The 942-nt window shown below is 75.1% G+C and carries 1 pseudogene; it reads left to right on the top strand.

From position 1 onward, the window contains the following. Positions 1-942: pseudogene (locus AC27IQ_RS25730) on the top strand (ATP-dependent helicase); the annotation flags it as partial.

Raw genomic sequence — 942 nt, 5'->3', positions numbered from 1 at the left:
GGCCTGCTGGGCCTGCGGCCCCACGGGCCGATCGGCCCGCGCGGCGACCAGGTCACGCTGGCCCGCATCGACTGGACCTACCGCACGCTGGATGGCGCCGCCTGGGAAACGCCCGCCCCCACCTCGGTGCTCAACAGCCGCCCGCCGGCCGTGCAGGAGCTGTACGACACCGGCGGCCCCGTGCTGCGCCTGCAGCGCGATGGGGCGGCCGAGGCAGACGCCATCGACCTCGTGCGCGACCTGGGCCTGCTGCCGGTGCCCGAAACGGCCTTGCAGTGGCGCGACCGTGCGGGTGCTCCCGTGCTGGGCCCTGTCTGGACGCTGCCGCAGGAGGCCGCCTTCGGCGACTTCTGGGCCGAGCAGGTGCCGCGCCTGCAGGCCCACGGCTGGGCCGTGTCGGTACTGCCCGGCTTCGCGCACGAGAGCGTTCCCGTGCAGCGCTGGACGCTGCGCCTCGATCCCGACACCGGCGAGCTGCTGGGCAAGGACCTCGCCGGCCCGCTCGGCCCGCGCGAACGCCCGGTGCAAAAGCTGCATCTGCCCGAACGCGAAGGGGCCTGGCTGCTGAGCCTGGGCATCGAGGTAGACGGCGAAACGCTGGACTTGGCGCCCCTGCTGGCCGATCTGCTCCGGCGCGACCCGCGCTGGCTGAACGCCGCGCAGATGGCCGCCATCGACGACCACGCCACCGTCTCGCTGCGCGCGCCCGGCGGGCGCCGCATCGATGCGCCCGCGGCGCCGCTCAAGGCCATCGTCGGCGCGATGGTGGACCTGCTTACCGATCCGCTGCGCAACGCCGGCCGGCAGCGCCAGGACGGCGACCCGCTGCGCCTGGGGCCCTGGGAGATGCGGCGCATCGAGGCCCTGCGCGCGGGCCTGGTGCAAGCGCACCGCGTGGGCACGGTCAGCGGCTGGGACAACGGCTGGCAGCTGCAGGGCGAT

The organism is Acidovorax sp. KPB24-07 (assembly GCF_057543315.1).
The sequence above is the reverse complement of the archived record's forward strand: the minus strand, read 5'-3'. Positions and strand labels throughout refer to the sequence as shown.